Source organism: Bradyrhizobium sp. 2S1 (assembly GCF_011516625.5).
In the GTDB taxonomy this organism is placed as follows: domain Bacteria; phylum Pseudomonadota; class Alphaproteobacteria; order Rhizobiales; family Xanthobacteraceae; genus Bradyrhizobium; species Bradyrhizobium septentrionale.
On record NZ_CP147717.1, the window covers coordinates 2395547 to 2416244 of the forward strand.

Annotated in this window: 17 protein-coding genes; 11 read left to right on the top strand and 6 right to left on the bottom strand. The window is 66.4% G+C overall.

The annotated features are described in order from the left end of the window. Positions 1-285: 285 nt before the first annotated feature. On the bottom strand, positions 286-1206 hold the full coding sequence (locus HAP54_RS11310) for a LysR family transcriptional regulator (RefSeq protein ID WP_166307693.1): 921 nt from the start codon (positions 1204-1206) through the stop codon (positions 286-288). A 120-nt stretch (positions 1207-1326) separates the two neighbouring features. On the opposite strand from HAP54_RS11310, the gene HAP54_RS11315 reads away from it, so the two are divergent. Continuing rightward, entirely contained in the window at positions 1327-2334 is a 1008-nt protein-coding gene (locus HAP54_RS11315) for an aldo/keto reductase (protein WP_166300017.1), read from the top strand. A gap of 240 nt (positions 2335-2574) precedes the next feature. Here HAP54_RS11315 and HAP54_RS11320 read toward each other — a convergent pair whose 3' ends face one another. Next, a complete protein-coding gene (locus HAP54_RS11320) occupies positions 2575-3375 on the bottom strand; it encodes a HesA/MoeB/ThiF family protein (protein WP_166300019.1) in 801 nt (266 codons plus the stop codon). 111 nt (positions 3376-3486) lie between these two features. On the opposite strand from HAP54_RS11320, the gene HAP54_RS11325 reads away from it, so the two are divergent. Further along, positions 3487-4860: a serine protease gene (locus tag HAP54_RS11325; protein WP_166300021.1), complete on the top strand. Its 1374-nt coding sequence runs from the start codon at positions 3487-3489 to the stop codon at positions 4858-4860. Between the two features lie 145 nt (positions 4861-5005). On the opposite strand, the gene ggt is transcribed toward HAP54_RS11325, so the two are convergent. Both ggt and mutM read right to left on the bottom strand, forming a co-directional pair. Next, positions 5006-6685 (bottom strand): gamma-glutamyltransferase, encoded by a 1680-nt coding sequence (ggt, locus tag HAP54_RS11330; RefSeq protein WP_166307696.1) that lies wholly within the window; start codon positions 6683-6685, stop codon positions 5006-5008. Between the two features lie 20 nt (positions 6686-6705). After that, positions 6706-7587 carry a bifunctional DNA-formamidopyrimidine glycosylase/DNA-(apurinic or apyrimidinic site) lyase gene (mutM, locus tag HAP54_RS11335; RefSeq protein WP_166300023.1) on the bottom strand — a complete coding sequence of 294 codons (882 nt, stop codon included), beginning with the start codon at positions 7585-7587 and terminating at the stop codon, positions 6706-6708. Between the two features lie 163 nt (positions 7588-7750). On the opposite strand from mutM, the gene ubiE reads away from it, so the two are divergent. The 8 genes from ubiE (at position 7751) to HAP54_RS11375 (ending at position 17727) form a co-directional block, all read left to right on the top strand. Continuing rightward, positions 7751-8512 (top strand): bifunctional demethylmenaquinone methyltransferase/2-methoxy-6-polyprenyl-1,4-benzoquinol methylase UbiE, encoded by a 762-nt coding sequence (ubiE, locus tag HAP54_RS11340; RefSeq protein ID WP_166300025.1) that lies wholly within the window; start codon positions 7751-7753, stop codon positions 8510-8512. Next, positions 8509-10083, top strand: coding sequence for a 2-polyprenylphenol 6-hydroxylase (ubiB, locus tag HAP54_RS11345; protein ID WP_166300027.1), 1575 nt, complete (start codon positions 8509-8511; stop codon positions 10081-10083). Before ubiE ends, ubiB begins: the two co-directional genes overlap by 4 nt. Before the next feature lie 100 nt (positions 10084-10183). Next, on the top strand, positions 10184-11608 hold the full coding sequence (gene coaBC, locus HAP54_RS11350; protein ID WP_166300029.1) for a bifunctional phosphopantothenoylcysteine decarboxylase/phosphopantothenate--cysteine ligase CoaBC: 1425 nt from the start codon (positions 10184-10186) through the stop codon (positions 11606-11608). Continuing rightward, positions 11605-12063, top strand: coding sequence for a dUTP diphosphatase (dut, locus tag HAP54_RS11355; RefSeq protein WP_166300031.1), 459 nt, complete (start codon positions 11605-11607; stop codon positions 12061-12063). Before coaBC ends, dut begins: the two co-directional genes overlap by 4 nt. A 327-nt stretch (positions 12064-12390) precedes the next feature. Next, positions 12391-14901, top strand: coding sequence for a sensor histidine kinase (locus HAP54_RS11360; RefSeq protein ID WP_166300033.1), 2511 nt, complete (start codon positions 12391-12393; stop codon positions 14899-14901). Beyond that, positions 14898-16421, top strand: coding sequence for a tRNA (adenosine(37)-N6)-threonylcarbamoyltransferase complex ATPase subunit type 1 TsaE (tsaE, locus tag HAP54_RS11365; protein ID WP_166300035.1), 1524 nt, complete (start codon positions 14898-14900; stop codon positions 16419-16421). The genes HAP54_RS11360 and tsaE overlap by 4 nt, the downstream gene beginning before the upstream one ends. An 87-nt stretch (positions 16422-16508) precedes the next feature. Next, positions 16509-16829 (top strand): PilZ domain-containing protein, encoded by a 321-nt coding sequence (locus tag HAP54_RS11370; RefSeq protein WP_029082463.1) that lies wholly within the window; start codon positions 16509-16511, stop codon positions 16827-16829. Between the two features lie 175 nt (positions 16830-17004). Next, the gene (locus HAP54_RS11375) at positions 17005-17727 is read left to right on the top strand and encodes a nucleotidyltransferase family protein (protein ID WP_166300037.1); all 723 of its coding nucleotides are present in this window, start codon (positions 17005-17007) and stop codon (positions 17725-17727) included. A gap of 12 nt (positions 17728-17739) precedes the next feature. On the opposite strand, the gene HAP54_RS11380 is transcribed toward HAP54_RS11375, so the two are convergent. Next, positions 17740-18753 carry a DUF2891 domain-containing protein gene (locus HAP54_RS11380; protein WP_166300039.1) on the bottom strand — a complete coding sequence of 338 codons (1014 nt, stop codon included), beginning with the start codon at positions 18751-18753 and terminating at the stop codon, positions 17740-17742. Beyond that, complete coding sequence (locus HAP54_RS11385) at positions 18750-19568, bottom strand: hypothetical protein (RefSeq protein WP_248114241.1); 819 nt, start codon at positions 19566-19568, stop codon at positions 18750-18752. Before HAP54_RS11385 ends, HAP54_RS11380 begins: the two co-directional genes overlap by 4 nt. Between HAP54_RS11385 and HAP54_RS11390 the strand changes: the two genes are divergently transcribed. After that, positions 19534-20688 carry a LysR family transcriptional regulator gene (locus HAP54_RS11390; protein WP_248114240.1) on the top strand — a complete coding sequence of 385 codons (1155 nt, stop codon included), beginning with the start codon at positions 19534-19536 and terminating at the stop codon, positions 20686-20688. The two genes, HAP54_RS11385 and HAP54_RS11390, sit on opposite strands and share 35 nt — an antisense overlap. The last annotated feature ends 10 nt before the right edge of the window (positions 20689-20698 follow it).

Below are 20698 nucleotides of genomic sequence, written 5' to 3' on the forward strand. Positions count from 1 at the left end.
AGGCGACGGCCTTCGCGCCGATCCCGTACAGAAGCAAGTGCCCGGCGAGTGGATCACGCAAAAAGGGATTGACTTACAAAGGCCCGTTACAGAAGCCCGGATGAAGCCATCGGGGCTCTGAGACCAACATTCGGCGCCGTCCCGGCCTAGTGCGCAATTGCGCACGGGGGCCGGGACCCATACGCCGCGGCGATTGTTGTTGAAGGGATTCGTCGTTCCGACATCGCGCACAAATAGACAGCTGTGATTATGGGTCCCGGCTTTCGCCGGGACGACAATGTGGCTCTAGCTGGACTTTGGCTTCCGCCGCGCCTGCTTGCGCCAGTCGGCGACGAACGACACGAACGCGGCGAGCGCGGGCGGCGGCTGGCGCCGGCTCGGATAATAAAGAAACGGTCCGTCAAACGGCGGACACCAGTCGTCGAGCACGCTGACCAGCGCGCCGGATTTGACGCCGTAGTGGACGTAGCCCTCGAACGTCGCCCAGTAACCGACGCCGTCATGAACTGCGCGCAGCGCGAGGCCGAGATAGGTCGCGATCAGCCTGGCCGGCGGCGAGACCTTCACCACGCGGCCGTTCTTCTCGAACTCCCAATCGAAGATCGCGCCGCTGCCGAAGCGAGTGCGGATGCAGGCGTGCTTCAGCAGATCCTTCGGATGCATCGGCCGGCCATGCCTGGCGACATAATCGCTCGACGCCACGACGGCGTAGCGCTCTTGCGCGCCGAGCGGGACCGCCACCATGTCCTGCGCCAGATGCTCGCCATAGCGCACGCCGGCGTCGAAGCCCTGCGCGACGATGTCGACGAACGCACTCTCGGCGACGATATCGAGATCGATTTGCGGATATTTGGCGAGGAACGGCGCAATCATCGGCGCCAGCACCAGATCGACCGCGGGCGGCGGCGCGTTGATGCGGAGCCGCCCCGACGGCTCGGCGCGCAGGCCGCGCACCTCTGTGATGGCGTCGCCGACATCGGCGATCGCCGGTGCGACGCGGGCAAGCAGCAGCTCGCCGGCCTCGGTCAGCGAGACGCTCCGCGTGGTGCGGTTCATCAGGCGGACGCCGAGCCGCTCCTCCATGTCGCGCAGACGCTGGCTGATACTCGAAACCGAGACGCGCTGCTCGAGCGCGGCGCGCCGGAAGTTGCGCGTGCGCGCCACCGCCACGAAGGCGTCGAGGTCGCGGAGGTCGAAATCCTGCATTGTTCGATATAGTGAACAAGCCATTCGGGATTGTCCAGCTTATCGGCGGACTCAAGCCGGCCCATATCAGCCGCGGCATTGGCGGCGGATCACCCGCCGCGTTGTTCGAGGAGCTCTACCATGGACACACGCAAACTCGGTTCTACCGGCCCCACCGTCTCGCCGATCGGCCTCGGCTGCATGGGCATGTCCGACTTCTACGGCCCCACCGATCGCAGCGAGAGCATCGCGACCATCCACGCCGCGCTCGAAGCCGGCATCACGCTGCTCGACACCGGCGACTTCTACGGCATGGGCCATAACGAGATGCTGATCGGCGAGGCCCTGAAAAGCCGCAGCCGTGACAATCTGCAGATCAGCGTCAAGTTCGGCGCGCTGCGCGATCGCAACCACGGCTTTCTCGGTTATGACAGCCGTCCCGCCGCGGTGAAGAATTTCGCTGCCTATTCGCTGCAGCGGCTCGGCGTCGACCATATCGACATCTACCGCCCGGCACGGCTCGATCCCAACGTGCCGATCGAGGATACGGTCGGCGCGATGGCCGACATGATCAAGGCCGGCTGGATCAGCCATATCGGCCTCTCCGAAGTTGGCTCCGACACCATCCGCCGCGCCCACAAGGTGCATCCGATCGCCGATTTGCAGATCGAATACTCGCTGGTGTCGCGCGGCATCGAGAGCGACATCCTGGCGACCTGCCGCGAGCTCGGCATCGGCATATCAGCCTATGGCGTGCTGGCGCGCGGGTTGATCAGCGGCCATTGGTCGAAGGACCGCGCAGGCGCGAAGGATTTCCGCTTGCTGAGCCCGCGCTTCCAGGCCGGCAACATCGACGCCAACCTCGCACTCGCGGACCGGCTGCGTGTCATTGCTGCCGAGATCGGCGCCTCTCCGGCGCAGGTCGCGATTGCCTGGGTCGCGGCGCAGGGTAACGACATTGTGCCGCTGGTCGGCGCGCGGCGGCGCGAACGGTTGAGCGAAGCGCTCGGCGCGCTCGATGTGACGTTGACCGCGGCGCATCTTGCCGCATTGGCCGACGCATTTCCGCCTGGTGCTGCCGCCGGCGGACGCTATCCGGAGGAGCACCTCCGCCACATGGACAGCGAGAAGCCCGCTGCAGCGTCCTGAAGCATGATGAGATTAGGTTGAGCTGGGGCGGCATCGAAGGTTCACCTCTCCGTTGGGAGAGGTCGATTTGCGCAGCAAATCGGGTGAGGGGTTGCGGTCTATCGAGAGTGCAAGAGCCCTCACCCGGATTGCACCGGACGATGCTTCGCATCGCCGAGCGCAATCCGACCTCTCCCCGTCGGGGAGAGGTGGACCGAAATCGCAGTAAGCCGATTCAACCCAATCGCATCAAGCTCTAGATCAGCGATGCCCGCCCAGATCGGCGATGCCAGGCGCATCACCGTTGAGCGGGTTCTGCGGATCGCGCACATAGCGCAAGGTTTCGAATCGCATCGCGCGCGCGTCCACCATCAGGAGGCGGCCGACCAGCCCCTCGCCGAAGCCGACGATCTCGCGGATCGCCTCCAGCGCCATCATCGAACCCATCACGCCGGCGAGCGCACCCATCACGCCGGCTTCGGCGCAGGCCGGCACCGTGCCCGGCGGCGGCGGCTCCGGAAACAGGCAGCGATAGGTCGGGTTGAACACGCCATCGGCATTCTTCTCGTGTGCGCGGATCGTGGTCAGCGAACCGTCGAACTGCCCGAGCGCCGCCGTGATCAGGGGCCGCTTCGCGAGGAAGCAGGCATCGGCGACGAGATAACGGGTCTCGAAATTGTCGGAGCCGTCGAGCACGAGATCGTAATTTCCGATCAGCGCCATCGCATTGTCGGCGGTAAGCCGCACCGGATGGGCCTCGAATTTCACATGCGGATTGAGCGCATGGATCTGCGCCGCCGCGCTGTCGACCTTGCGCTTGCCGATGTCAGGCGTCGCATGGATGATCTGGCGCTGCAAATTGGAAAGCGAGACAATATCGTCGTCGATCACGCCGAGCCGGCCGACGCCGGCAGCGGCCAGATACATCAGCACCGGCGCGCCGAGACCGCCGGCGCCGATCACCAGCACGGACGCCTGCTTCAGCGCATTCTGGCCGGGGCCGCCCACCTCGCGGAGCACGATGTGGCGGGCATAGCGTTCGAGTTCGTCGGCACTCAGCATGATGACTTCCTGCGCGCTGCACCCTGAACCGGAGCGCGGTTGTTGCCGACCAAGCAGATGTGCTTAATTGCGTGGACGTCAATGGTTTCGGTCATTCCCGGCGGATTTGTCATGAGATCGGTGCTTTCGGCAACATTGATGGTCGCAGGCGTGATGGTCGCAGGCGTGGGCGCGGCGCAGGCCCAGCTGACACCGCCGTCGACCGCAGGCGCCAAGCCGAAGACCGTGACAACCGTGCCGATACGCCCTGCGCTGCAGAAGCCGGAGGATACCGCCAGCGCGATGGCGCAGGCCGAGCGGCTGGCGCTGCAATCGGACCTTGCCTGGGTCGGCGAATATAACGGCGCGATATCCGGCGACGTCAGCGAGCGCATGGTCAATGCGATCAAGGAATTCCAAAAGAAGCAGGGCGGCAAGCCGACCGGCGTGCTGAACCCGCAGGAGCGCGGCGCGCTCGCCGACACCGCGCGGCGGAAGCAGGAGAGCGTCGGCTGGAGGATCGTCACCGAGCCCGCCACCGGGGCGCGGCTCGGCGTTCCCACCAAGCTGGTGCCGCAGCTCACCAGCGATGCCTCCGGTGCCAAATGGACCTCGCCCACCGGCACCGTCCAGGTGCTGCTGACCCGGCGCAAGGAAGCCAACCCGGCCACCACCAAGCTTGCCGAACTGGAAAAGAAGGAGCCGGCCGGCCGCACCATCGACTACACCGTGGTGAAGCCGGACTTCTTCGTGCTGTCGGGCATGCAGGGGCTGAAGAAGTTTTATCTGCGTGGCACCTTCAAGGGCGACGAGGTCCGCATCCTCACCATCCTCTATGATCAGGCGACGCAAGCCACCGTCGAGCCGGTGGTGATCGCGATGTCGAGTGCTTTCAACGCATTTCCGTCAGGCGTGCAGGCCGGCCCGCCGCCGCGCAAGACCGTGGAGTATGGCACCGGCGTCGTGGTCAGCGACGACGGCGCTGTTGTCACCGACCGCGTGGCAACCGACGACTGCATCGCGCTGACGATCCCGGGTTTCGGCAATGCCGATCGGGTCGCCGAGGACAAGGATCATGATCTCGCATTGCTGCGCATCTACGGCGCGCACGGGCTGAAGCCGCTCAACATCGCAGGCCAGGCGACGCAGACCGCCCTCGACATCACCGGCATCGCCGATCCGCAAAGCCAGGGAGGCGGCGCGGCGACGAGCAGCGTCAAGGCTTCGGTCGCACAACTCGGCGGCGGCGATGCCGCGCTGTCACCGCCGCCCGCGCTCGGGTTCTCCGGCGCGGCAGCGCTCGACGGCAGCGGCAAGTTTGCCGGCATCGCGGTGCTGAAGCCGGTCATCGTCGCGGGCCCGGCGAACGCGGCGCCGCCGGCGCAGGCAACATTGGTGCCGGCCGACACGGTGCGCAACTTCCTGAAGTCGCACGGCGTCAACGCGTCGGGCGAATCGGCGGACGCCAAGGCCGCCGTCGTCCGCGTGATCTGCGTCAGGAAATAGAGTTCGGGTGTCCCGGACGCGGTGCAGCGTGCAACGCTGCTCCGCAGAGCCGGGACCCATTTCCGCAAATTGCGCGTCTAGAATTGGGCCCGGGCTCAGCAGCGCACCACTTCGTGCTGCGCCGCGTCCGGGGCACGAGAAACCCTCACTCCAACGCAAACCGCACCCCTGGGCGGGCGAGGCCGCCGGCGATGCCGACCGGGGTGCCATCGGCGCGCCAGCAGGCCGCGCCCGACATGGTGCCGTCAGCGTGGAACTGGATCGCGTTCATGCCGCCGGCCACCGTCGGCACCACCTGCACCCTGTGGCCTTTCGCTGACAGCGCGGCGCGGACGGTCTCCGGCACCGCTCGCTCGACTTCCAACGCATTGCCTTCGGTCCAGACCCGCGGCGCCTCGACCGCTTCCTGCAGGCTCATGCCGTGGTCGATCAAGTTGATCAGCGCCTGCATCGCGCTCGGGAAGATGCGCTTGCCGCCGGGCAGGCCGAGTGCGTAAGCGAGCTTGCGATCGCGCAGCACCATCATCGGCGACATCGAAGTGGTGACGCGCTTGCCTGCGGCGAGTGACAGCGCGTGCCCCGGCCGCGGATCGAACAGGTTCATATAGTTGTTCGGCACGGTGCCGAGGCCCGGGATCAGGATCTTGGCCCCGAACAGATTGTTGATGGTCTGGGTGGTCGCGACCACATTGCCCATCGCATCGGCCGCGGTCATGTGCGTGGTGTGTGCGCTTTCGAGCTGCGTGACACCGGCGCTCCAGGCCTGCGCGCGGTCGGGATCGATCGCGCGGCGGCGCTCCCCGGCATAGGCCTTCGAGGTCAGCCGCTCCACCGGGACGTTGATATAGGCGGGATCGCCGCTGGCGGCCGCGCGATCGGCAAAGGCGATCTTCAGCACCTCGGCGAGATAATGGATCGTCTCGGTCGTGCCGAAGCCGAGGCCTGCGATGTCGTAGCCTTCGAGGATATTGAGCATCTGCGTGATGTGCACGCCGGACGCCGCGGGCGGCGGGGGCCCAAGGATTTCCCAGCCGCGATAGTCGCAGCGGATCTGCTGGCGCTCGACAGTCTTGTAGGTTGCGAGATCCTCCTGCGCGATGAAGCCGCCGTGCTTCTTCATGTAGTCGACCAGGATGTCGCCGAGCGGCCCCTGGTAGAGCGCGTTGTCGCCATGATCGGCGATGTATTTCAGCGTCTCGGCATACTCCGCCTGCACCACGCGCTCGCCCGGCTTCAGCGGCGCGCCGCCCGGCAGATAGATCGCGGAGATCGGCTTGTCCTTCAGCATCTCCGCGGCGCCGTCGGTGATGCATTCGTGCAGATAAGGCGTCGCCGCATAGCCGCGTTCGGCATGTTTGATCGCGGGCTGCATCACGTCGGCCAGGCTCATGGTGCCGAAGCGGCGCAGCGTTTCGCACCACGCCTTCAGCGAGCCCGGCACCGCGACCGCCTTCGGCCCGTTCAAATTCTCGTTGCCGACGGTGTCGAACACGTCATGCGCCGAACCGGGCTTCGAGGTGTAGGTATCCGGCTTCACCGCCTTCGGCACCGTGCTCTGGCCGTCGATGAAGCGATGGCTGCCGTCGGCGAGACGAATATGCGCCATGCCGCCGCCGATGATGCCGACCATCATCGGCTCGACCACGGTCAGCGTGAACAGCGTGGCAATCGCCGCATCGATCGCATTGCCGCCGGCCGCGAGCATCTCGGCACCCGCACTCGACGCCAGCGGATGATTGCTCACCACCATGCCGCGGCTGCCGTTGGCCGGCTGCTTCTGACATTGAAAACTCGTCGCGGCGCGATCGCGCCAGTTGCTGCCCATGATCCGTACTCCCATTGTTGTTATTTTTGACACTTCGGGCACCAGAACGTCGAACGGCCGTTCTGGGTGAAACGCCTGACGATGCCCTCGCAGCCCGAGGTGCGGCATGTCTCGCCTTCGCGGTCGTAGACCTGGAAGGAATGCTGGAAATAACCGAGATCGCCGTTGGTCAAGCGATGGTCGCTGATCGAGGAGCCGCCGGCCTTGATCGCCTGGTTGAGCACCGAATGGATCGCGCCGACCAGCCGTTTGGCGTGATCGGTGGGCTCGGCCTTCCTGGTGGCAAGCGTCGCGGCCAATCGCCGCGGCGACAGATGCGAGCGAAACAGCGCCTCGCAGACATAGATGTTGCCAAGTCCCGCCACCACGCGCTGATCGAGCAGGGCCGCCTTCAGGCTGGTCTTCTTGTTGTGGCAGGAGTGCGCCAGCATCGCCGCGTCGAATTCATTGCCGAGCGGCTCGGGCCCGAGCCCCTTCAGCAGCGGTTCATCCTCGATCGCGTTGCGGGCGATGATCTTCATGTAGCCAAAGCGCCGCGGATCATTGAAGATGACAGCCGCCCCCGACGACATGTGGAACACGACGTGATCATGCGCGCGATCCTCGCTGCGCGGATGGTGGAATTGCCCCGGCGTCGCCGTGCCCTCATCCTTCAAGACGCGGAACGAGCCGGACATGCCCAGATGCATCAGCAGCACGTCGCCTGACGTGAGGTCTGCCATCAAATATTTGGCACGGCGGCCAAGCCCGGTGACGGTCTGGCCTTCGAGGCGGGCGATAAAGTCTTTTTGAAACGGAAACCGCAAATCCTTGCGGCGGGCCTCGGCTTTGAGGATCCGGGCCCCCTCCATGGCCGGTTGCAGGCCGCGGCGGACGGTCTCGACTTCGGGTAATTCCGGCATGGCAGGCATTCACCTTTTGGAAGTGACGTGATAGCGCCATTGCGGCCGCCGCGCTATGGTGGAGCCGGAGCGTTTTCGAGCGAAGCCTGTCCCGCACTTGATGCGGGATGGGTACCGGTTCGCGTGAAGAAAACGCGACCCAAAATGGTAAGAGTATGAGTTGATGGATCGGCCGGATCAAACCACGCATTTTGGCTTCAGGGACGTGCCCCTGGGCGAGAAGCAGACGCTGGTGAACGACGTGTTTCACAGCGTGGCACAGCGCTACGACCTGATGAACGATCTGATGTCGGTAGGCCTGCACCGGGCCTGGAAGGACATCATGATCACGGCGCTCGATCCGCCGAAGGGCGACCGGCCGTTCGCGCTGCTCGATGTTGCCGGCGGCACCGGCGATATCGCGTTCCGCGCCGCCAAGACCGCGGGCTCTGGCTTCCATGCCACGGTCTGCGACATCAATAGCGACATGCTCGCCGTCGGCCGCGAGCGCGCCACCAAGCAGCATCTCGACGACCGCGTGTCGTTCGTCGAGGGCAATGCCGAGACGCTGGGCTTCGCCGACCGCGCGTTCGACGCCTACACCATCGCATTCGGCATCCGCAACGTGCCGCAGGTCGACCTCGCGCTGCGCGAGGCCTATCGGGTGCTCAAGCCCGGCAGCCGCTTCCTGTGCCTGGAATTCTCCACCGTCGACGTGCCCGGCCTCGACAAGATCTACGATCTGTTTTCCTTCAAGGTGATCCCGCCGCTCGGTCGCGCCGTCACCGGTGACGCCGAGTCCTATCAATATCTCGTCGAATCGATCCGCAAATTCCCGCGGCCGAGCGCGTTCGCCGAGATGATCGGCGCCGCCGGCTTTGCCCGCGTGAAGTGGCAGAGCCTCTCCGGCGGCATCGTGGCGCTGCATTCGGGCTGGCGTTTGTGATCTCTGCACTGACCCACATTGCGCGCCTCGCCCGCGCCGGTTTCGTGTTTGCACGCGAGGGCGTGTTCGGCGTCGTCGATCCGTCGCTGGTGCCGCCGCCCGGGCAGCTCGCGCTGAAGCTGGCGCGGCTGATCGAGCGTTCCGGCGCCAAATCCGGTCCGCGGCTGTCGCGCGCGCTGACGCGGCTCGGCCCCGCCTATCTCAAGCTCGGGCAATTCCTCGCCACCCGTCCCGACGTGGTCGGCGTGACGATGGCGCGCGATCTCGAAAGCCTGCAGGACCGGCTGCCGCCATTCGCGCAGGCAGAGGCCGAAGCGGTGATCGCGCAATCGCTGGAGCGTCCGGTTTCGCAGGCCTTTGCTCATCTCGGCCCGGCGGTTGCTGCCGCCTCGATCGCGCAGGTCCATCACGGCGAGGTCGAGCGCGACGGCGTGCGCCACCAGGTTGCGGTCAAGGTGCTCCGGCCCAACGTCGCGGCGCGCTTCCGCCGTGACCTCAGCGACTTCTTCTTTGTCGCGTACAAGGCCGAGGCGCATTCCGCCGAAGCACGGCGGCTGCGGCTGATCGAGGTCATCAACACGATGTCGCGCTCGGTCGCGATGGAGATGGACCTGCGGCTCGAGGCGGCCGCGCTGTCCGAGATGGCCGAGAACACGCGCGACGATCCGGACTTTCGGGTGCCCACCGTGGACTGGGACCGCACCACCCATAACGTGCTGACGATGGAGTGGATCGACGGCATCGCGCTGAACGATCACGCCCGGCTGAAGCAGGCCGAGGTCGATCTGCCCGATCTCGGCCGCAAGGTGATCCAGAGCTTCCTGCGCCACGCGCTGCGCGACGGCTTCTTCCATGCCGACATGCATCCGGGCAACCTGTTCCTGGACGAGGCCGGCCGCCTGGTCGCGGTCGATTTCGGCATCATGGGGCGGCTCGGGCTGAAGGAGCGGCGTTTCCTTGCCGAAATCCTGCTCGGCTTCATCACCCGCGACTATCGGCGCGTCGCCGAGGTGCATTTCGAGGCCGGCTATGTGCCGAGCCACCATTCGGTGGAGAATTTCGCGCAAGCCATCCGCGCGATCGGCGAGCCGATCCACAATCGCACCGCCGAGGAAATCTCGATGGCGAAGCTGCTGACGCTTCTGCTCGAGGTCACCGGCCTGTTCGACATGCAGACGCGGCCCGAGCTGATCCTGCTGCAGAAGACCATGGTGGTGGTCGAGGGCGTGGCGCGCGGTTTCGACCCGAAGCTCGACATCTGGAAGGTCGCCGATCCCGTCGTGCGCGAATGGATCACGCACAATCTCGGCCCGGCCGGACGCATCCAGGGGGCGATATCGGGCGCGGGCGAGCTCGGCCGCATCGTCGCCAACCTGCCGACAATCGCCAACCGCGCCATGACCGTGCTCGAGCAGCTCGAGACCATGACCCGGGAGGGCCACATGCTGTCGTCGGATACCATCGACGAAATGGCCCGCGCCGAGGCCCGCAAGGCGCGGCTGCAGACCGTCAGCCTTTGGGTCATTGCCGTCGCCCTGATCGGAATCTTCTTCGCCATCCGCGGGCACTGATTGCAATGCATGCACTGTGTGATAGCATCGCTATCATTGTTTGCATGATCTCTTCGGAAAACCGCTTCACACTTTTCCGGATCATGCCTGAGGGCATGCCATGGCCAGCCTGACCATCCGCAAACTCGACGACACCCTGAAGGCCTATCTGCGGCTGCGCTCCGCCAAAAACGGCCGCTCGGTCGAGGAGGAAATCCGGGTCATCCTCCGCGAGCTCGCTGAAGGCGGCACGGAGCCCGTACAGACGCCTGGCGCGGGTTCCACGGCAGTCACAGCCCCCGTTCCACGCCCCACCAGCGCAGCCGGCGAGCCCCGTGTCACCCTGATCATCGGCGGCGGGATTGCCGCCTACAAGGCGCTGGATCTGATCCGGCGGCTCAAGGAACGGCACATCCAGGTCCGCTGCGTGCTGACCAAGGCGGCCCAGCAATTCGTCACCCCGCTCGCCGCCAGCGCGCTGTCGCATGAGCGCGTCTACACCGACCTGTTCGACGCCGAGAGCGAGTTCGACGCCGGCCATATCCGCCTGGCGCGGGATTGCGATCTGATCGTCGTGGCGCCGGCGACCGCCGACCTGATGGCCAAGATGGCGCAGGGCCTTGCCGACGATCTCGCCACCGCCACGCTTCTTGCGGCCAACCGGCCGATCCTGCTGGCGCCGGCGATGAACCCGCTGATGTGGAACAACCCGGCCACCCGCCGCAACGTGCTGCAGCTCCGCCGCGACGGCGTCCACACCGTCGGTCCCAATGCGGGCGAGATGGCGGAGGCGGGCGAGGCCGGCGTCGGGCGGATGGCCGAGCCGACCGAGATCGCCGCCGCCGCCGACCGTATGCTGCGGCCGCCGCAGCCGCGTCCGCTCGCCGGCAAGCGTGTGCTGATCACGGCCGGCCCGACCCATGAGGCGATCGATCCGGTCCGCTATATCGCCAACCGTTCGTCCGGCAAGCAGGGCTTTGCCATTGCGGCCGCCGCGCGCGCCGCCGGCGCCGAGGTCGTGCTGGTGACCGGCCCGGTCGATCTCGGCGATCCGCAAGGCATCTCGGTGATGCGCGTGGAGTCCGCGCGCGACATGCTGCACCGGGTCGAGGCGGCGTTGCCGGTCGACGTCGCGATCTTCGCTGCCGCGGTCGCCGACTGGCGGGTCGCCAATGAAGGCAGCCAAAAACTGAAAAAGACCTCGGCCGGCATGCCGCCGCTGCAGCTGGTCGAGAACCCCGACATCCTCGCGACGATTTCGAAGCTGAAGGAGAAGCGGCCGCCGCTGGTGATCGGCTTTGCCGCCGAGACCGAGCACCTGATCGAGAACGCCAAGGCGAAATTCGCTCGGAAGGGCTGCGACTGGATCGTCGCCAACGACGTCTCGCCGGCGACCGGCGTGATGGGCGGCGACCGCAACACCGTTCATTTGCTCTCGCGCGAGGGCAAGGACGTCACCGTCGACTCCTGGCCTGTTATGACCAAGGAGGAAGTCGCGACCGCGCTGGTGTCGCGCATCGCAAGAGCCGTAGGAACCGCATCGTGAGCGCCACCATCAAGGTTGAAGTCCACCAATTGCCGCACGGCGCAGACCTTCTGCTGCCGATCTATCAGACCACTGAGGCCGCCGGGCTCGACCTACTGGCCGCGGTGCCGCGGTCGGCGCCGCTGATTCTGCTGCCGGGACGCTACGAGATGGTTCCGACCGGGCTGACGATTGCGCTGCCGCCGGGCTACGAGGCACAGGTGCGGCCGCGTTCCGGCCTGGCCGCCAAATACGGCGTCACCGTGCTGAACTCGCCCGGCACGATCGACGCCGACTATCGCGGCGAGATCAACGTGCTCCTGATCAATCACGGCCACGAGCCGTTTTCGATCCGGCGTGGCGAGCGCATCGCGCAGATGGTGATCGCGCCGGTCACCCGGGCCGAACTGGTTCCGGTCGACGTGCTGACCTCAACCGAACGCGGCAGCGGCGGCTTCGGATCGACCGGACGCTAACGCGAGCGGAGAAGTGTGCGGGCCTGCCCGCAGGATCACGCTCCCAGAGCGCGCCTCCGCACGAATACGGAGTCAATTCGCGTAAAATCCACACCGCCCGCGTGCATTTTTTCACAGCGGATTCTGCGTTCACGGTCTGGACTCTTACTCGCCGAGTCCCGTTAGGACTATTCTGGTTTGATTCGAGCACGACGGGGGCTCTTCGTCGGGCTATCTGGGTCCTGCTTGGGCATGATCCCCGGACGAACGTTATACGTTTGCGGTGAGGGAACACCGGTCTCCTCTTTTCCGGATCATGCCTGGGGTTTGTGCGTTCTGGGGCAACATATGTCGGGCGTAGTCGCGGCAATGCGTCGAACCCTGCTGTCATGCACCTCACTGGCGCGCGACGGCATGCTTGGGCTCGCCATCACCGCGCTGCTGCCGGCCCGCACGTCGTTTGCCGCCGAGAGCCTGGTGGCCCAGGCGATGTCGGATCATTTCGGCTTCAATCATCAGGAGGTCGCGGTCCTCGCGACGTCGTTTGCGCTGGTTGGCTTCTCCGCCGTCGCCGCGATCCTTTTGATGCGCACCCGCGTGCGCGCGACGAGGAACGAGGAGCAGTTGCAGTCCGAGATTTCGGACCTGCAAGCGCAGTCGGACCGGCTGCGCGCGCTGCTATTCGTCGAGCCGCAGGTCCTGATCTCGTGGGCCGCCGGCGACAACCGGCCGCAGATCTCGGGCGATACCTCGCTGGTAATGTCGCAGGACGGCTCGCCGCAGCGCGTCCTCGCCTTCGGAACCTGGCTGCCGCCCGAGCCGGCGCTGCAGATGGATCACGCGGTCGACGCGCTGCGCGAAAAGGGCGAGGCGTTCCTGCTCAACCTCTCGACATCAGCCGGCCGCGCCATCGAGGCGATGGGCCGCGCGATCGGCGGCCAGGCCATTGTGCGGATCCGCGAGCTCGGCGGCCTGCGCCGCGACCTCGCCGAATCCAACCTGCGCTACAAGACGCTGCAGGAGGAGACCGAGCTGCTGCGCGATTTCGCCGCCGCCGCGCCGTGGCCGATCTGGGCCAAGAGCCTTGAGGGCAATCTGCGCTATGCCAACGCAGCCTATGTCCGCGCCACCGAGGGCAAGAGCGTGTCCGATGCGCTGCAGCGCAATCTCGAGCTGCTCGAAAGCGACCAGCGCACCGAACTGACCCGCGCGCTGAACGACAATGCCAATTATGCCGCACGGCTGCCGATCGTGGTCAGCGGCGAGCGGCGGATCTACGACGTGCAGGCGCTCAAGCTCTCCGGCGGCAGCGCCGGGATCGCGATCGACGCCAGCGAGGCCGCGGCGCTGCGCGCGGCGATCGCGCGCATGGTCGAGGCGCACCGGCGTACCCTCGACCAATTGTCCTCGGGCGTCGCGGTGTTCGATGCCGACCGGCGGCTCACCTTCTACAACGAGTCCTACCGCCGGCTGTGGGGCCTCGACCAGGCTTTCCTCGACAGCAACCCGGACGATTCCAGCGTGCTCGACCGGCTGCGCGCCAACCGCAAGCTGCCGGAGCAGCCGGATTTCCGCGCCTGGAAGGCCAAGCTGCACGAGGCCTACCGCTCGGTCGAATCCGAGACCTACACCTGGTTCCTGCCCGACGGCCGCGCCATCAGCGTCGTCACCACGCCGAACCTCGAGGGCGGCGTCACCTATCTGTTCGACAACGTCACCGAGAGCCTCGACCTCGCGCGCCGCTATGACCGCCTGACGCGGGTGCAGCGCGAAACCCTCGACAATCTCGGCGAAGCGGTCGCGGTGTTCGGCAGCAACGGCCGCGCCGAGCTGTTCAACCCGCCCTTCGCCAAGATGTGGAAGCTGCCGGCCGACGCGCTGCAGGGCGAGCCGCATATCGAAGCGGTGGAAGCGCTGTGCAGGCCGCTGTTCGACGATGCGCTGACCTGGCGGACGCTGCGCGAGCAGATCACCGCGATCGAGAACCGCGCCCAGGTCGCGCTGAAGCTGGAGCGCAAGGACGGCAGCGTGCTGAATTGCATGACCATCCCGCTGCCCGACGGCAAGACGCTGCTCGCCTTCCAGGACATCACCGACACCGAGAATGTCGAGCGCGCGCTGCGCGAGCGCAACGAGGCGCTGGAAACCGCCGACCAGATGAAGGTGGATTTCGTCCACCACGTCTCCTACGAGCTGCGCGCGCCGCTCACCACCATCATCGGCTTCGCGCATTTCCTCAGCGATCCCTCGACCGGGCCGCTGACGCCGAAGCAGGCCGAGTATCTCGACTACGTCACCAAATCGACCAACGCGCTGCTGGCGCTGACCAACAACATCCTCGATCTCGCCACCATCGACGCCGGAGCGATGAAGCTCGAGCTCGGTCCGGTCAATATCGGCCAGACGATCGAGGCCGCCGCCGAAGGCATCCAGGACCGGCTAGCGACCGACCGCATCACGCTGAAGGTCGATATCGCGCCCGACATCGGCGCCTTCGTCGGCGACGAGCGGCGCGTGGTGCAGGTGCTCTACAATCTGCTCGCCAACGCCGTCGGCTTCTCGCCGCATGACGCCACCGTCACGATCAGCGCACACCGCACCGAGCACAGCGTGGTGTTCGCGGTGACCGACGCCGGTCCCGGCATTCCGGCCGAGATGCGCGACAAGGTGTTCAACTGGTTCGAGAGCCATTCGCACGGCTCGCGGCATCGCGGCGCGGGACTTGGCCTGTCGCTGGTGCGCTCCTTCGTCGAACTGCACGGCGGACGGGTGCGGGTCGATTCGACCGTCGGTCGAGGCACGACCGTGACCTGCGACTTCCCGATCGACCAGACCGCCCATCGCAACGCCGCAGAATGACGGCGACCTCGACATTCTCGGTGGCGCTCGCGAACGAAACCGCGACGTCAGAGCTGATGGCCGATCTCGCGCTCCTGATCGGCGCCGGCGACGTCATCACGCTGTCGGGCGACCTTGGCGCCGGCAAGACCGCGGCCGCCCGCGCGCTGATCCGCTACCTCGCCACCGACGACACGCTGGAAGTGCCGAGCCCGACCTTCACGCTGGCGCAGAGCTACGAGCTGCCGTCGTTTCCGCTGGTCCATGCCGACCTCTACCGCATCAACGACGCGAGCGAGCTCGAGGAGATCGGGCTGTCGCCGCTGCCCGACGACATCGTGGCGCTGATCGAGTGGCCGGAACGCGCGCCCAGCGCGATGCCCGCCGATCGCATCGACATTGCATTCACGCACCGGCCGGCGCTCGGATCGGCGGCACGCGCGGCCGAGATCACCGGCCATGGCAAGGGCGCGGCAAAGGTCGCGCGGCTCAACGAGCTGCGCCAGTTCCTCGATCGCGCGGGCTTCCTCAATGCCCGGCGCGAGCGCATGCCGGGCGATGCCTCGACGCGCTCTTACGCGCGGCTGCGCGCCGACGACGGCACCGTGATCCTGATGAACTCGCCGCGCCGCCCCGACGGTCCGGCGATCTACAATGGCCGGCCGTATAGCGCGGCGGTGCATCTCGCCGAGGACGTCAGGCCGTTCGTCGCGATCGGAAACGGCCTGCGCAAGCATGGTTTCTCCGCGCCCGCGATCCGGCATACCGACCTCGAATCCGGCTTCCTCATCACCGAGGATCTCGGCGCCGAAGGCGTGATCGAGGGCGACCCGCCGCAGCCGATCACCGAGCGCTACGAGGCCGCCGTCGACATGCTGGCGGCGCTGCACCGCGAGGTGCTGCCCGACACGCTGCCGCTGGCATCAGACGAGAGCTACGACATCCCGGTGTTCGATATCGACGCCTGGCTGATCGAGATCGGGCTGATGCTGGAATGGTACCTGCCCGACCGCGGGGTGCAGCCGAGCGAGGAGCTCCGCGCCGATTTTCTCGGGATGTGGCGGGGACTGCTGGAGAAGCCCGCCGCAGCGCCGCAGACCTGGGTGATCCGCGACTTCCATTCGCCGAATATCATCTGGCTTGCCGAGCGCACTGGCATCCTCCGGGTCGGAATCATTGACTTCCAAGATGCGCTGCTCGGCCCTGCGGCCTATGACGTGGTGTCGCTGCTGCAGGATGCGCGGATCGACGTGCCCGAACAGCTCGAGCTGTCGCTCTTGACCCGCTACATCAAGGCGCGGCGCGCGACCGACGAAAACTTCGATCCGGCCGCCTTTGCCGAGCTCTATGCGATCATGTCGGCGCAGCGCAACACCCGCCTGCTCGGCACCTTCGCGCGGCTCAACCGCCGCGATGGCAAGCCGCAATATCTGAAGCACCAGCCGCGGATCTGGACCTATCTCGAGCGGTCGCTGGCCCACCCTGCGCTGACCAGCTTCCGCATCTGGTACACGGCCAACGTCCCTCCCCCAGTACCGTAGTTTACGGGTTATTAGCCTCAGGTCCCCTAAGGTTGCCGAGGCCGCACCTCATCCATGGCGGGGCCGGATCGGGAGCGGGACCACACGATGGCGACGGAACGACGCAGGGGCGATCGTGTCACGTTTGAGCGCGGCATCGCCGCGCACATGATGGGCATTGACGGCACCTGGCGGCGCGACTGCACCATGGAAGACGTGTCCGAGACGGGTGCCAAGCTCACCGTCGAGGGCTCGGTCGAGGGCCTGAACCTGAAGGAGTTTTTTCTGCTGCTGTCGTCCACAGGATTGGCCTATCGCCGCTGCGAGCTGGCATGGGTCAATGGCGACCAGATCGGCGTCAACTTCCTCAAACAAGGCGACAAGAAGAAGAAAACTGCCAGACGCGGTGCGCAGGCTGCCGACGTCTAGAGCATGATCCGGAAAAGTGGAGACGGTTTTCCGGCAAGATCATGCTCCTACAAGGGGGCCACCGTTGCCGTCTTACGGCCGTCATGTCCGGTGACTATGGCCTCTGATCGATGTGCTTGCCGAATCGCCGTGATATGATCGGCGCCGAGAGATGATGACCGAGACTATACGGAAGATGCCCGTCACCCCCCACAAGGCCATGGTGCTCGCTGCGGGCCTCGGCGTGCGCATGCGCCCGCTGACCAACACGATGCCGAAGCCGCTGGTCAGTGTCGCCGGCCAGCCACTGCTCGACCATGTGCTCGACAAGCTCGCCGGCGCCGGCGTCAGCGAAGCCGTCGTGAACGTGCATTATCTGCCCGACCAGATCATCGAGCACGTCAAGACCCGCAGCCGCCCGCGCGTGATCATCTCCGATGAGCGCGACCAGGTGCTCGGCACCGGCGGCGCGGTGGTGAAGGCGCTGCCGCTGCTCGGCGATGCGCCGTTCTTCCATCTCAATGCCGACACGATGTGGATCGACGGCGTGCGCTCCAATCTGGCGCGGCTGGCGGAAGCTTTCGATCCGGCGCGGATGGATATCCTGCTGCTGATGGCGCCGACCGCCTCCAGCATCGGCTATAACGGCCGCGGCGACTATTCGATGCTGCCGGATGGCGCGCTGCGCAAGCGGCGCGAGCACCAGGTGGTGCCGTTCGTCTATGCCGGCGCGGCGATCATGTCGCCCGCGCTGTTCGCTGACGCCCCGGCCGGCGAGTTCTCGCTGACCAAGGTGTTCGACCGTGTCAACGAGCAGGAACGGCTGTTCGGCCTGCGCCTCGACGGCGTCTGGATGCATGTCGGGACCCCCGATGCGATCCAGGCCGCTGAAGACGCTTTCCTGGAAAGCGTCGCGTAAACGACGCCGCCGTCAGTCATCGGCATCGATCGCGAGCACCGCAAAACTCGCCAGCCAATGTTCGCCCATATAGTCGCTGGCGATATGCGGCAGGCCGGCGTCGAGATGGCGCCGCGCAACGTCCTGCAGGATCGGACGACGCGCATCGGCCTCCGGCAATGCGCCGGCCAGCGCCCGCCAACACCATGCGCGGCTGAGATTGAGCCCATCGAGATGCGCGAGCTTGCCGTCGGTGCGATCGGTGACCGTGACGGGCCGGAATAAGGTTGCCGGCTCGTGTTGCAGGAGGCGCGGCAGGAAGCGGTCGAACCAGGGCAGGAAGTCGCCGGGCGAGAACAGCCGGCGCATGCATTCGGCTTCGATCAGCGCAGAAGACTGGAAGTCGTCGCCGCTCGGCTCGCCCCAGGCAGGACAATCCTGATCGTCGCCGTACCAGCGCAGCGCCGTCTCGCGTAACAGCGCGCCGAACGCATCGTCGTGCATCGCGGTGGCGTAGTCAGCGGCCATGCGAAGCCCGAACGCGGTGTTGAAATGCGTGCCGACCCGCACCGGATACGTGGAGAGCGGCAGGAAATCGCGAAAGCGCTGTGCGAATATCTCGGCAAGCGGCGCGATCTGCTCGCGCCACCTGATGTCGTCGAGCGATGAGAGCTCCGCCGTGAGCTTCAACAGCCAGCCCCAGCCATAGGGACGCTTGAAGCCGCGCGCGGTCGGAGCCGCGAGATAGGCGCATTCGGCCGCGATCTTCTCGGCAACGAACTGCGCGTCGAACAAAGCGCGGATATCATCCGCGGCTTCGAATGCCGGATATCGCCGCAACAGCCGCGCGAGCATCCAGTAGCTGTGGACGCAGGAATGCCAGTCGTAGCTGCCGAAGAACACCGGATGCAGCTCGCGCGGCGTGCGCGCATCCTGCGGCCCGGCCAGCACATGATCCGGCTTGTTCGGGTATTCGCGCGTGACATGGCCGAGCGCGATGCGGGCGAATCGAACGGCGAGGTGTTCGGTCAGGATCGTTTCGCTCATGGTGAGGCATTCTCCTTTCGCTCGCGCTGGACGAGCATCTCGATCAGGCGCGGCGTCATATAGATCGGAAACTGTGTGGCCGCGAAGAACAACGCCGTCATCGGCGACACCGCCGCGCCCATCGCCGACCAGACCAGTCCGACATTGCGGTTGCCGAGAACGAGGCCGCTGGTCAGCCGCGCGGCCAGATTGCCCGGCGTGAGCAGCGCGCCAAGCGCTTGCAGGGCGAGATTGCAGACGAAGGCAAGGCCGACGCAGGTGAGCGCGGCGAGCGGCTGCGCCTCGATCTGCGCACGTACCCCGGCCATGGTGGCAACCGGAAACAGCAACAGCGAGGCGAGCACGAGCGCGTCGATGACGCGCGCATGCCGTATCAATTGTCCAGCGGACTGATGGCGAAGCAGCAACGCCAGCGCGCCGGCGCCGCCGACCAGCAGCGCCAAGCGTGTGGCGAGCGCCTGCGGATCGAGCGCGAGATCAGCAAAACCTGCGGCAATCAACGGCACCGTGACCGGCGCCAGCGCCATCGACAGCAGCGTCACGGCGAGCGGAACAGTCGCATCGAAGCCGAGCATGCGCGCGACCGCCGCCGTGCCGCTCGACGGCGGGGCGCACACCGACAGCACCAGCGCAACGACCAACTCCGGCCGAAGTCCGGCGCCGCGCGCCGCGAAACCGACCGCAAGCGGACAGGCCAGCATCGCGAGCGCCGGCAACAGCAGCCAGACCAGCGGGCGCCGCAGCGCGCGCCGGAACGCCGCGCCGTCGACCTGGAGAAAGGTGCCGAGCACCAGGACAAAGATCGCCGCCGCCATCAGCGGGCGCGCGGCGGCCGCCAAGCCAGGGAAAGCCAGCCCGGCCAGAACACCGATAATCAGCAGTGTCGGCCCGCGCGGCACGAGCTTCGCCAATGATCGCCCCAAATCCTTCCGCCTCATCGTCATGTCCGCGGCGACCATAGGCTCGAGCAGATCATTGTTGAAATCGATTATTTATATAAGCATTATTACTCCGATGAATTTAGCCGCCGTCGATCTCAACCTGCTGGTCGCCTTCGAGGCGCTAATGGAGGAGCGCCACGTCACCCGCGCGGCCGAGCGCATCGGGCTGGCCCAGCCGTCGATGAGCAGCGCGTTGCGCCGGCTGCGGGCGCTGTTTGCGGACGAACTGTTCCTGCGCGCCGGCGCGGGCATGCAGCCGACCGAAAAGGCGCTGGCGCTGGCCGGACCGATCGGCGAGGCGCTGCGGCAGGTCAGGAGCGCGCTGGCGCCCGATCTGGCCTTCGATCCGGCCACCGCGCGCAGGCGCATCACCATCGCCGCAACCGACTATGGCGATCTCGTCGTGGTGCCGGAACTGACGCGTTTGCTGCGCATGGAAGCACCTAACATCGACCTCGCCGTGCGCCCGCTGACCGACACGACTGCGGCACTGGCGAAGCTGGAGCGCGGCGAACTTGATGCGCTGATCGGCGGCCACCTGCCGGACTCGCCGCGCTGTATCAGGCATCGGCTGTTCGAGGAGCGCTTCGTCTGCATCCGCGATGCGGTCCGCGCGGACCGATCGGAGCGCCTGAGCCTGGACGATTATGCGACCCTACCGCACGCGCTGTTCTCAGCGGCGGGCGGCGACGGCCTGCCGAGCGTGATCGACGCGCTGCTGGCGCGCCGCGGTTTGAAGCGGCGGGTGGCGGTGACGCTTGCGCATGTGGTGGCCGTTCCCTTCGCCGTGGCGGGCACCGATCTCATCGCCACGATGGCCGAGCGCGTCGCCCGGCGCTTCACGCATCTCGCCGATGTTGCCGTGGTCACGCCGCCGATCGACATCCCGGCCTTCGCAATCGACCTGATCCATACGACCCGCGCCGCCCAGGATCCGGCGCTGCGCTGGTTCCTGGATGCCGTCGATCGCAGCAGCAGCCGGCTGCGGTATTGAGCGGTGACGG

Coding starts and splice junctions, on each gene's coding strand:
- HAP54_RS11310 (WP_166307693.1), bottom strand. CDS start 1,206: ATGCAGGATTTCGACCTCCGCGACCTCGACGCCTTCGTGGCGGTGGCG.
- HAP54_RS11315 (WP_166300017.1), top strand. CDS start 1,327: ATGGACACACGCAAACTCGGTTCTACCGGCCCCACCGTCTCGCCGATC.
- HAP54_RS11320 (WP_166300019.1), bottom strand. CDS start 3,375: ATGCTGAGTGCCGACGAACTCGAACGCTATGCCCGCCACATCGTGCTC.
- HAP54_RS11325 (WP_166300021.1), top strand. CDS start 3,487: ATGAGATCGGTGCTTTCGGCAACATTGATGGTCGCAGGCGTGATGGTC.
- ggt (WP_166307696.1), bottom strand. CDS start 6,685: ATGGGCAGCAACTGGCGCGATCGCGCCGCGACGAGTTTTCAATGTCAG.
- mutM (WP_166300023.1), bottom strand. CDS start 7,587: ATGCCGGAATTACCCGAAGTCGAGACCGTCCGCCGCGGCCTGCAACCG.
- ubiE (WP_166300025.1), top strand. CDS start 7,751: ATGGATCGGCCGGATCAAACCACGCATTTTGGCTTCAGGGACGTGCCC.
- coaBC (WP_166300029.1), top strand. CDS start 10,184: ATGGCCAGCCTGACCATCCGCAAACTCGACGACACCCTGAAGGCCTAT.
- HAP54_RS11360 (WP_166300033.1), top strand. CDS start 12,391: ATGTCGGGCGTAGTCGCGGCAATGCGTCGAACCCTGCTGTCATGCACC.
- tsaE (WP_166300035.1), top strand. CDS start 14,898: ATGACGGCGACCTCGACATTCTCGGTGGCGCTCGCGAACGAAACCGCG.
- HAP54_RS11370 (WP_029082463.1), top strand. CDS start 16,509: ATGGCGACGGAACGACGCAGGGGCGATCGTGTCACGTTTGAGCGCGGC.
- HAP54_RS11375 (WP_166300037.1), top strand. CDS start 17,005: ATGCCCGTCACCCCCCACAAGGCCATGGTGCTCGCTGCGGGCCTCGGC.
- HAP54_RS11380 (WP_166300039.1), bottom strand. CDS start 18,753: ATGAGCGAAACGATCCTGACCGAACACCTCGCCGTTCGATTCGCCCGC.
- HAP54_RS11385 (WP_248114241.1), bottom strand. CDS start 19,568: ATGGCGGCGGCGATCTTTGTCCTGGTGCTCGGCACCTTTCTCCAGGTC.